General features: G+C 62.7%; 10 protein-coding genes. 3 read left to right on the top strand and 7 right to left on the bottom strand.

Features of this window, described 5'->3' with window-relative positions; translation table 11 throughout:
- Positions 1-78: 78 nt before the first annotated feature.
- The 7 genes from EUA06_RS22000 to EUA06_RS22025 form a co-directional block, all read right to left on the bottom strand.
- Positions 79-1,068 carry a DNA-methyltransferase gene (locus EUA06_RS22000; protein WP_129479811.1) on the bottom strand — a complete coding sequence of 330 codons (990 nt, stop codon included), beginning with the start codon at positions 1,066-1,068 and terminating at the stop codon, positions 79-81.
- Positions 1,065-1,994 (bottom strand): replication-relaxation family protein, encoded by a 930-nt coding sequence (locus tag EUA06_RS22005; RefSeq protein ID WP_129479813.1) that lies wholly within the window; start codon positions 1,992-1,994, stop codon positions 1,065-1,067. Before EUA06_RS22005 ends, EUA06_RS22000 begins: the two co-directional genes overlap by 4 nt.
- Positions 1,991-4,084, bottom strand: coding sequence for a type IV secretory system conjugative DNA transfer family protein (locus EUA06_RS22010; RefSeq protein ID WP_165354509.1), 2,094 nt, complete (start codon positions 4,082-4,084; stop codon positions 1,991-1,993). Before EUA06_RS22010 ends, EUA06_RS22005 begins: the two co-directional genes overlap by 4 nt.
- Positions 4,074-4,259, bottom strand: a complete 186-nt coding sequence (locus EUA06_RS22610) for a hypothetical protein (RefSeq protein WP_165354510.1) — start codon at positions 4,257-4,259, stop codon at positions 4,074-4,076. The genes EUA06_RS22010 and EUA06_RS22610 overlap by 11 nt, the downstream gene beginning before the upstream one ends.
- 341 nt (positions 4,260-4,600) lie before the next feature.
- Positions 4,601-4,825 (bottom strand): hypothetical protein, encoded by a 225-nt coding sequence (locus EUA06_RS22015; protein WP_129479817.1) that lies wholly within the window; start codon positions 4,823-4,825, stop codon positions 4,601-4,603.
- Entirely contained in the window at positions 4,822-5,082 is a 261-nt protein-coding gene (locus tag EUA06_RS22020; protein ID WP_129479819.1) for a hypothetical protein, read from the bottom strand. Before EUA06_RS22020 ends, EUA06_RS22015 begins: the two co-directional genes overlap by 4 nt.
- The gene (locus EUA06_RS22025) at positions 5,079-5,381 is read right to left on the bottom strand and encodes a hypothetical protein (RefSeq protein WP_129479821.1); all 303 of its coding nucleotides are present in this window, start codon (positions 5,379-5,381) and stop codon (positions 5,079-5,081) included. The genes EUA06_RS22020 and EUA06_RS22025 overlap by 4 nt, the downstream gene beginning before the upstream one ends.
- A 102-nt stretch (positions 5,382-5,483) precedes the next feature.
- On the opposite strand from EUA06_RS22025, the gene EUA06_RS22030 reads away from it, so the two are divergent.
- From EUA06_RS22030 to EUA06_RS22040, 3 genes are all read left to right on the top strand, one after another.
- Positions 5,484-6,281, top strand: coding sequence for a hypothetical protein (locus EUA06_RS22030; protein WP_129479823.1), 798 nt, complete (start codon positions 5,484-5,486; stop codon positions 6,279-6,281).
- A gap of 99 nt (positions 6,282-6,380) precedes the next feature.
- A complete protein-coding gene (locus EUA06_RS22035; protein ID WP_129479825.1) occupies positions 6,381-10,835 on the top strand; it encodes a hypothetical protein in 4,455 nt (1,484 codons plus the stop codon).
- Between the two features lie 104 nt (positions 10,836-10,939).
- Positions 10,940-11,140, top strand: coding sequence for a hypothetical protein (locus tag EUA06_RS22040; RefSeq protein WP_129479827.1), 201 nt, complete (start codon positions 10,940-10,942; stop codon positions 11,138-11,140).
- The last annotated feature ends 106 nt before the right edge of the window (positions 11,141-11,246 follow it).

Genomic DNA, 11,246 nt, shown 5'->3' on the forward strand with positions numbered 1-11,246 from the left:
GGCCCTGACGCCATTTCACCGCCCAGACACGCCGCTCGAGGCGAGCACCTCAACCACGCTCATCTGGGAAGGGCCGGTTTACGGGGAGTGCGCCGACCGGATGCGTTCAAGCGCGAGTCGTCGGAACTCTGGATTGAGCTCGATGCCGACCCAATCGCGGCCAAGCGACTCCGCGGCCACGGCAGTCGAACCCGCGCCCATGAACGGATCGAGCACGAGGCCCGGCTCACTCCGTGCTTGGCAGTCACAGCTCGGCCGCAGAGTCAATCGGTGAGCCGATGCGCCGCGCCGCTTGAGTGGTCGTACGTAGGGACGGCGGCACGTCTGGCAGCGGCGCTCAGGGCAGCCGGCTCGCAGGATCCGCTCGATGAGCTTGGGCGGATAGGTCGCGAAGTGTGCGCCGCGGTAGCTGCTGACGCTCATGCTCCAAACATCGCCGGGGTTCTTGCCAAGGGGGTGACCTTGGAGTCCGGCGGCATGCAAAGCAGCTAGGCCTAGATCGCTGTCGCTGTTCGGACCGAGCCAGGAGGGGCGCATGCTAGGTCTCGTGACGGCGCGTGGCTTCGGTGGTCGACTGACGTGCGGCTGCCGGACGTCGTCGAGATCGAAGAAGTACTGCGCCGAGCGGGTCAACAGGTAGATGACCTCGTGCTTGGTGGCGAGCCGGTCGCGAACGCTGGTGGGCACGGTGTTGGTCTTGGCCCAGATGATCTTGTTGCGGATGATCCAGCCGTCGCCGATGAGTGCCAGCGCCAGACGTTCTGGGCCGAGGAGCAGGCTCTTTCTGGCTGCGCCTTCGCGGCCATGCGTGCTGTAGCTGTCACCGACGTTAAGCCATACCGTGCCCGTCGGGACGAGGACCCGCGCGCACTCTCGGAGGACGTCGCGGAGCGGCATCACCCAGTCATCGACGTGAGGTTCCAGTCCGAGCTGACCGTTGACGCCGTAGTCACGCAGGCGGAAGTAGGGCGGGCTGGTGACGATAGTGTCGATGGACTGGTCGGGTAGGGCTTGCAGCACCGTCAGCGCGTCGCCCTCGATGATCTGTCCTCGCTGCAGAACGCTCATCGCAGGACCTCGCGGAGTTCGCTGGTGAGGTCCGTCGTTGTGACGACCTTGTGCAGTTCAGGAGTCAGACGCGGACTGCGGTCGATGCTGCGGCGGAAGCGCTCGGCACGCTCAGAACTGGTCAGCACCCACAGCACGAGTGGGAAGGCGCCGTGATCGGACTGTTCGATACCAGCGGCACGGTAGTCCTCGTACAAGCCACACTTGCGTAGCAGCGTCGGCAGGCTCTCCGTCCCGAGGTCAACCTCCACGAACCAGCGGTCGTCGTACTGGGCGGTCTGCACCACGGCAGCGAGGTCAGGCTGCACGCTGCGCCGTTCGCCGCCAACGCCGCTGAACCAGCGCCATGAATCAGGCTCAACCTGCACGGTGACGCGATCCGCTCCGCTGCCAGTCAGGCCGCGAAGCGCCAAGTGGGCGTCTGCGACGGCAAGGCAGTGCGCCATGAAGCGTAGCGACGGCTCTGTGCGGCGATAGGTCGAGCCATCACTTCGTAGCAGTCGCGCCGCGCCCGACGTGATCTGCCAAACGCGAGCGGCACTACCCGACCGGGCACCACCGATCCGTCGATCGAGTGAGCGAAGCAGCAGGCTGCGCTCCAGTCGACGAAGCACGGAGCGAGTCGTCCGCGCCGCTGAGTCAGCGCTGCTGTGGCCAGTGAAGGCGAACGCCTGTACCTGATGGGTCGTCAGGTAGCGGTGCTGATCGACTAACTCCAGTACCCGGCGATCTCGCTCAGGAAGCGAGTCGTTCAGCTTGGCCAGTGCCCGCTGGCTCAGGCGACGCTCCGCGGACGAAGTCTGCGGAGTATTCGTCCCCCGTATCTGTCGCTCCAGCTCGCTGACCTGCGCAGATGCAGTATCAAGAGATGAGCCGAACGGAAGGGCGAGCGGAAGGCCCTGACCTGGGATGTAAGGCCCGCTCATGACGCACCTCCGTCCGACCGTCGAGCCGTTCGGCCGATGCGCTCTTGTCCTACGGGGGGCTGCTCGATGAGGCCGCGAAGGATGGCATCGGTCTCTGTAGCGGGCACGCCGTAGTTACGCGATGAGCGAGCTCGGAGCGCGGCAATGTCGGCGCTTGCAGGTCCGAGTGCAGTGGTGCGCAGGCTGACCCACGGTGCAGGCGTGCCATCCACGAGCAGCGAGGCGTAGGCGTGGAAGGCAGGCAGGCTTTCCAGGTCGATCGGCTCGACCTGATCGCGGCTGGTGCGGGCCAGGTCGCGGGCGTCCCGAGCGCTCAGTTGGAACATGATGCGCGAACGGGCGTTCGCCATGACGGCATCGCGGATCGCGGGACTGAGTTGGCCGAGGTGCTGGTGCGCCAGCGTGAAGCCGACGCCGAGACCTCGGGCCTGGGCGAGTGCATCGCCGAGGTCACCAGGCAACCGCAGATAGTCCTGCACCTCGTCGATGTAGAGGTGCACCGGTCGGCGCTTGTCGGCTGCGACAGCGGTGCGGGACTGTGCGGCCGTCCAGAGCAGTGACACCACGATGGAGCCGAGCAGTTGGGCCGCCTCAGGCCCGAGCCGTCCCTTGCCGAGGTTGATGAGCAGGATCTGGCGCTTCGTGAAGACGTCGGACAGCTCGAAGCGCGGTGCCCGCTGCCCGAGGACGTGACGCATGCCAGGTCGGAGCAGGATGGGACGCAGTTTGTTCATGACGGGCGCGATGGCGGCGTGCCGCTCGGCTTCCGAGATCGACTCGTACCAGCTCCAGAACGAGCCGAGGCCCATCGGATCGAGCTGTACCTGTGCGCCGGTGACGGAACGGCGGAAGCCTGAGTGCGTCAGCAGCGTGGGAATCATGGGCAATGAGGCATCGCCGCGTCGCGCCAGCGTCAGCAGCGAAGCGTGGAGGATGTCGTGGGTGCGAGGGCCCCAGTTGTCGGCGTAGAGCGAGTGAAAGACGTGCAGGATCGAGTCGGCAGCGCGATCGGGATCACCGCTCAGACTGGCTAGTCCGACTGGTGCATCGTCGGCTGGATCGAGCACGACGACGTCGTCTCGCCGCGCCTCAGGGATGCGGGCCAGCAGGTCGGACGTCAGGTCGCCCTTCGGATCGATGACCGCGACACCCAGTCCGGCTTCGATGTCCTGTCGGGCGAGATGAGCCAGCAGTGTCGACTTGCCGACGCCGGTGGGCCCGAGCACGTGGAGGTGGCGCAGGTTGTCGCCGGTCTTCATGGCGACGCGGCGAGGTTGGTCGTCGCTGAGTCCGAAACCAAGCACGCGGCCAGAGCGAGGCAGCACCTGATTGGGATAGAGCCGGCGCGGGTGACTTGCCGGAACGCCCGGCAGCGGTGGGGCACCTATCGGCCACGCTGCAAGGGCGATCAGGTCGGTTGGCGTCAGCTCGCTGCGCCACCACCATGGCGGCGAGGCGTGGGCAAACCCGTCCGCCGACGTACGGGTGACTCGTAGCTGCACCCCGGGGGACTGCAAGGCACGGGCGCTCGACGCGACGCTGTTGATGAGCGAGCGCGTCCTGGCAGGATCAGGCGCCTCAGCCCCGATCCGGAGATGGCAGCTATAGCGCGGCTCGCTCCACTTCTGGCGGATCTGTCGCCGTCCCGGGATCGGTTCATCCGGCTCGCGGCTAGGACGCCATCTGGGGCCGAGAATGATCTGCAGGGTGACGGTTTCGTGTTTACCTGCACGAGCCAGTGCAGCAAGTAGCCCACGCGCTGCTACCTCTGCGTTGGCCTGCAGGGGGTTCAAGCGACTGCCGGCGTAGCGCAGATTGACGGCGGCATCGACCGGGTTTCCAGTGATCGGGTGGTCGAGGTACGAGGGGTGAAGCCGGGGGAGGTGCGCCTTGAGAACGTCACGAACGCGCGCAGTGTCGCGCCGGTGACTGCCGATGCGCCACCGAACGGTGTGGGCACCGCCGCGTGCCTCGAGCACTAGCTGCGGCGATCCGCTCAAGCTGCAGAGCCCTGTGAGGGCGGCGTGCACCTGTTCGGACGTGAGGGGTTCGGGAAGGTCCAGCCGGAGCCAGCGTCGATTAGCTGACATGGGGCGGCTCCTGCTCGGACTTGCGCTCGGCATCCGCCTGCGCTTCTTTTTCGGCCTGGGCCATAGCCAGCGCGATGACCGTTCCAGCGATCTTCTGGAGGTCCGGCTCGCGCCGTAGCTCCGAGCGCACCGAGATGCGGCGGTTAGAGCGACGTGACTTCTTGTTTTTGGACATAGCGAATAGACCTCCTTTCAGGGAGCTAGGATCTGTTGGCGAATGATGCGCGGGTGCATCAATCTGCTACTGACTATGTGATGCATTAGTGCATCGGTCAATGCAATGTGCGCATTCCACAACAGCGACGGGAAAAGCGAGCTGTATCTATCACCAACGAGTGAAGCGGCGCTGAATAAGGACGCCGATTCCTGCAGTCACGAGTACAACAAGTACGCCGATGCAGATCGGAAGCCAGATGCTCTGAATGATCTGCACCGCAGCCCATAAGGCCATGGCCGCCAGCAGGGCACCAATACAAAGATCGAATGCCCTGCTGACGAGTCCTCGGTCGCGGTCCCTCACCCGCGCGGCCCACCATCTGTCAGGTTGCGCCACGACTGGCCGGCAGCATCATTCATGGCGCGCTTCGTCCGGTAGTACTCATCGTCGACGACCTGGCTGGTTCGCCGGAGCTGGCGCTTCACTTTCTCCTGGCGGCGCTGGGCCTGGATGCCCAGTACGTCGGCTCGGTAGCCGAGCCAGCAGATGAGCCCAAGGATGAGCAGAAGCAGTACGACGCTCATGCGACGTCACCTGCCTCGAACCGCCGCAGGCGCTCCCGCAGCAGCGGGTCACCGCCAGCCAGCTTGTCGGCGAACTCCGACACCTGACGGCGCATGGAGTCCGAGTGGGCCGCGAACTGTTGCTCGATGACGTCACGATCGTCGTCCGTCAGCTCCTCGGCCGGGGTCGACCGGTGCCGCCGCAGCTCGTACGCCAACATGACGGCGGCGCCACCAAGCAGGCCACCCGTGGCCAGTCCGATCAGCAGCCCCATCACGAGGGGAACTCCGATCCGAATCCGCGCTGGAGACGCTGCGCCTTGTCGACGAAGCCCAGCTCGATCCGAGTGAGCACCATGTTCAGGGTCTCGTCGCCACCGGCCAGGCTCTTGCGGTACTGGTCGATGTCGACGGCCCGTTCCATGATGCGACCGGTCAGTGCCGCCTCAGCGTCGACCTTCAGGCCAGCGAACTGGGTCTCGCGGACAAGGTTGCTGACGGCCTTCTTGTGCTGCCGCTCCTCGCGGCTGGGCACGATGCTGGACGATCCGGTCGCCCAGCGCTCGAGCTCGTTCATGTGATGTCCGATCTCTCGATGTGGCCCCTTGTTGAGCCACATCTCGAGCCTGACTGACGATTACGCTGCATGCACTGACACAAAACTGACAGGTGGCATCGGGTGCCTGACGACAGCTATCAGCGCGAGCTGCTGCGGAACCTGCGTTCCCTGCGTCGCCTTGAGGGCGAGCCGGAGCAGGCCAAGTTCGTCGGCAGACGTCGTCTGATCGAACAACTCGGCAGCGGCAGTATCAAGACCGCCTTCCAGCGGTTCATGGCCCTGGCTGATGAGTTCGGTGCTGAGCCTGGCTCAGACATCCACGCCTACTTCTTCACGATCGGCCACGGCGTCGGCGGTTCCAACCTTGATGATCGCTTGCGGCGCTACGCCGAGACGTATCACGTGGTCGAGAAGACAGCGCTACGCCGATCGGATCGTGGTGTGCTTGCGCTGAGCCACGTCATCCGAGATCGCGCCGTACTTGAGCGACCAGAGGTCATGTTTTGGCTGACGCAGGACGGTCCCATGGTCGGGTTCACCGCCACCTTCTTCGCCGTCACGGGGTCGTCGTTCCACGAGCCGACGCTCTACGTGAACGGTGAAGCTCAGGACCTCCCTGATCTGGAGTGGTCCATGTGGGACGAGGACACGAGCCAACTGAAGGCCCGGCGTCACTTCGAGTTTGACCTTCGCGACTCACCCATCCACGAAGACCGGTTGGTCAACTTCCACATCTGGTGGCACACCGAGCTACTCGCGAACTTTGAGCTACGCGCGACGGTCGCAGATCCACGTCTGATGCCAGCGCTGCGTGTCGACCACGTTAACCGGGTGAGCGTGGAGCTCTACTGGCACCACGAAGATGATCGTTGTCCAGCGGCTGAATTGGCCCCGTCTGCTTACCGATTCGAGGAGTGAGGCTCGTCGTCGATAGATGACCTGGTCAAGAGAGTATAGTAGTACTGAGATGAAAAAATTGGTGCAAGACGTATCGAATACATACGGGGAACGCGATTAATGAGTCCGAGACGGGGCGGCGAAGCTGACAAGCTCGGCAATAGGTATGAGGCAGCGTGGACTATTCATCACGCACTGTTTTGTCTCGCCGATGCCCGGTTTTCGCTCACAGTTGAGGATGTCGATCCTGAGCTAAACCATGGTTCCGAGTTCACCTTTCACACGGGCACCCGTACCGAGGTTCACCAATTGAAGCGAAGCACTGGCTCAGGCAACTCCTGGAGTCTAAGTGCGCTCGCGTCAAGAGATGTCTTTGCAGCGGCAGCGACTCACGTTGCGAAGGGCCGCGACTATCACTTTGTGTCGTCGGTGCCATGTGGCGACCTTCCGGAGTTGACCGAGAGAGCCCGGAAGGCGACGGATGCGGATGACTTCGCTCAGCGATGGCTGAACAAGGGTCTTCGTTCGACATTCGACGAACTGTCGGCAAAAGAGTACTTCGGTAGCGCCGAGATCGCTTGGTCGACCCTTCGAGGCATGTGGTTTCAGGTTCAGACTGAAACCGATGTGGTTCGGTCGAACACAGTGCTAGCTGCGAGTCGGTTTCAGGGAGCGACTGGTCACCTGATTGCGCTCGCTATCCACGATGTACTGCTCGACACACTCGGTCTGCAGATGACTAGGGACGTACTTGAGCAGCGGCTAGCCGAGCACGGCATCGAGCCGCTTAGTACGGGCTCAGCGGCCACTGTGCGAGACTCCATCGATTCCGCGACGGGCAGTTGGCTCACGTCGGTGCAAAGTGAACTGCTGCAGCCGACAATCGAGAGGGCCGAAGCAGACGCACTCGTTGCAGCACTGCGAGAACACCGCTTGTGCTTGGTAGCTGGAACGGCGGGCGGAGGAAAGAGCGCCGTGCTGGAGCAAGCCATCGCCAAGCTGCAGCAAGATGGCGCCCCAGTATTGGCCCTTCGACTTGATCGCCTCGAATCGTTCGCGACCACCATCGCGCTCGGCCGTCAGCTTGGCTTCGATACCTCACCCGCAGCAGCCCTTGCGACTATCTCCGACGGCCAGAGTGCTTACCTCGTCATCGACCAGCTCGACGCTGTCAGCCTGGCGTCCGGCCGGATGCCTACGAGCTTCGACGTCGTGGCGAGTCTCGTTGGAGAGGCGCTAACCGTGCCGGGATTGAAGGTCATCATCGCTTGCCGCGAGTTCGACATAGATAACGACCACCGCATTCGAGCGATGGCCAGCCGCAACGATCTAAAGACGATCAAGGTCGGGACGCTCACCGATGAGGAAGTTAACAAAGCCGTTGCGGCGATGGGACTCGACGCGGACAGCGTGACCGCAAGCCAGCGCGCACTTCTCAAGACACCAGTACACCTTGTGCTTCTGAGCAGCATCGCCGGACAGCCAGACGCACTTGCGTTCCAGTCGAAGGGATCGCTGTTCGAGGCGTTCTGGGAGCGAAAGCGGCAGGCGTCTGACCTCCGGCGCCCGGGCGTCCGCTTTAGCTCGGTTATCAGCCGCGTAGCGAACGCAGCGAGCGATCGGCAGGCGCTGTCGGTACCAGTCGAGATCCTCGACGAGGACGATCTGCGCCAGCACGCGGACGTCCTGGTATCCGAGCACGTCTTAGCCCGCGACGGAGACCGGATTGCCTTCTTCCACGAATCGTTCTTCGATTACGCCTTCGCACGTCAATGGGTCAGTCGAGGTGAGTCACTGGTGGAGTTTCTTACTCGTGACGAGCAGGAACTGTTCCGCCGAGGTCAGGTTCGACAGATCCTGCAACACCTCCGAGAACGCGAGCCAAACAGGTTCCATGACGAGCTTGAGGCACTGCTCATGAGCGACGAGATTCGCTTCCATGTGAAGGAAGCCGCTCTCGCGGTTCTGGGCAGCCTGGCCAACCCAGGCTCAGACGACACCAGCCTTGTCGTCCGCGTCACTGACAGCCGGCCAGACTTCGAGGAGCGCCTGTGGCAGCAGGTTCGGCGACCATCGTGGTTCACGCAGCTCAATGCCGATGGGTACATCACGTCGTGGCTCGACGGGACTGATGAGCATCGACGCAAGTTCGCAGCGAGCGTCTTGAGCGTTGGGGCAATTCGTCACGGCGATGATGTGGCGGCAATCCTTTCAACGCGACGGAGCAACCCCGACCACACCCAGTGGCTCCGCCTGGCACTGCGACAAGCTGACATTCATGCCAATCGGGCGCTGTTCGACTCACTTCTAGACGCGTTGAAGCAGGGTCTGTTCGACGATGCCGAACATGAGCTGTGGCTTGCTGTCCACGACCTCGTCGACAACCAACCGCTATGGGCTGTCGAACTGCTCGAAGCAAGATTCGTGACGCACCCGAATGCGCTAGTCCTGAACGACAGCGGCAAGGTCACGGATCTGGAACTGCGGGAGTACACGGCGAGCGAGATGGTCAAAAAGGCCTCATTAGCCGAGCCGCTGGCTTTTGCGGCGGCCATGATCCCTTACTTGCGGGACGCGGTCGAAGCCACCCTGACTGGGCCGAGAGAGGGAAAGCCGCTCCGCGACAAGCACTTCATGCTCCGCTGGCCCGAAGAAGATATGGGCGAGCGTGACCTCGACGATGCCATCCTGTCGGGCTGCGTACGCGCCTTGGGGCACTTGGCGGCCTCCAGTCCGGATGACGCACGGCCGTTCCTTCAAGACCTCGCAAGCGATCCGTACGACACGTCTCAATATGTGCTCTACCAAGCGTTGATCCGGGGTGCGTCCAACTTCCCAGAGTGGGCGGCGGAACTCCTACTAGAGGGTGGCCCTCGCCTTGATTGCGGCTATGCGTCAGATGCCGATTGGGTTGCACGCGAGTTGGCACGTGCTATCGCTCCACTTGTCTCAGCGGAGACTCATGGAAAACTTGAGGCGCTCTTTCGCGATCTACGCAGCCCGTATGAGAGTCGCGAAAGCATCGGTCATACGGCGTTCACGTTCCTGTCGGCGCTCGACCAGAACCGACTCACGCCTGAAGGGCGGAAGCGACTGGAGGAGTACCGTCGCAAGTTCAAGCGTGACGAACCGCTCGCTCCTCGCGGCATCACTGGCGGAACGGTCAACTCGCCGATCAGCGAAGATGCAGCGAAGAAGATGTCGGATGACCAGTGGCTTCGGGCGATTCGTCGGTATGACAGCGACGAGCACGATTGGGGCACCCTCAGAGGGGGTGCACGAGAACTATCGAGTTCGTTGCGCGTACGAGTAGCTGCAGACCCCGACAGGTTTGCTCGACTTGCACTCCAACTGACCGCCGACATGAACGACGCATACGGCGATGCGGTACTGATGGGGCTAGGAGACGGACGAGCGGCCGAGCCCGAGACTGCGTACGCAGCCATAAGGCACATCGCCTCCTTCAGACACTCAAGTAATGACCGTTGGCTTGGGATGGCGGTGCGCAAGTACTACAAGGATGCCCCTCTGGATCTCCTCGAGCTCATCCTCGATCGGGCGATGCATTCGCCGGACCCAGCTGACAACACGCCGGTGATGACTCGCGGGGACGGCGACGGACGACGCGCCGAAGACCTGCGGATGAACGGCATCAACACGGCGCGTGGAAGTCTCGCGGAGGCATTGGGCGACCTACTCATCAACGACGTCGATGGCGCACGCACGAAGCTGGTGGAGCCGCACCTACAGGCACTCGCAGGCGATCCGGTTCTTAGCGTGCGATCGTGCGTCGCACATACCCTGTCTGCATCATTGAGACATGCACGACCCGCTGTGCTTTCAGCGTTCGAGACTTTGATCGATACCGAGGACGTTCTACTTGCTGCCCAGCTCGTGCTGCCCCTCATGCTCTACATCGGGAATGTCGACCCTGAGGTCATTGAGCCGGTCATCGAACGAATGCTCGCATCGGACAACGACGAAGTGCGGGACGCGGGTGGTCAGATGGCCACCTTCGCTGGGCTGGAGTGGCAGAAGCCAGAGCTTCTCACGAACGCTCTCCAAGGTGACGAGAAAGTTCGCACTGGAGCAGCTCGCATCCTTGCAGCCCGAATTGATCGCACGTCGAACTCGGAACTCGCAACCGCATCGCTGGTTGGGCTGATGAACGATGACGCCGATGCCGTGCGTGAAGCCGTTGCCGAGGTAGCGCCTCACCTACGAGACCGGGCATTGCGGCCGTTCGAGGTCCTTCTCACTGCTCTCATCGAGTCGAAGTCGTACGAACACGCGACGCCTCAGCTTCTCCTCACGCTGCAGCATGCGCCTGACAGGGTGGACCACTTGGTTCTACTAGCCTCTCGACGCTTCCTGGCTGTGTTCGGTGAGCAGGCTTCAGACATCAGGACTAGTGCGGCCGGAGACGCGCACTACATCAGCGAGCTTGTTGTACGCGGTCTCGCTCAGTCCCGCGACCGAACACACAAGGGCGCTTTGCTCGACGTCCTAGACGAACTAATGCTGCGTGGCGTCTACGGCATTGATGATGCGATATCGAAAGCCGAGCGTCTTTGAATCGCTAGAAGAAGCGCAAGCCTGCTGCTCAGAGCGCTTCCTTGCCATGGCGGGGTCAGCAATGATCACTGCGTTTGATCCGGCACTTGTTATCAGGCATGTATATGGCCGACATGAATCAACTTTCGTTTCTGAAGCTGCGCGAGGCGGTTGAGGCATCGAGGCGCCCGGACACGGCCTATCTCGAGGTAGAGCAGGAGGGCAATCCCGCTTTTTGCAACTGCTATCCGACGGCCATGGTGATGCAGAAGTTCTTCCCGGAGATGGGGATTGTTAAAGGCGAAGTGTGTGTTTCTGATGCTTAGAGGTTGCGTAAGCCGAGCCCGCCTTTGATGGCTCTTCCCAGTTCAGCATGGTTCGGCTCTCGTCGGGCGGGCTGGTCGGTAGGGGCGTGAGCCGTCGGCGGCGAGC

It is taken from the genome of Nocardioides glacieisoli (genome assembly GCF_004137245.1).
GTDB classification, from domain to species: Bacteria; Actinomycetota; Actinomycetes; order Propionibacteriales; family Nocardioidaceae; genus Nocardioides; species Nocardioides glacieisoli.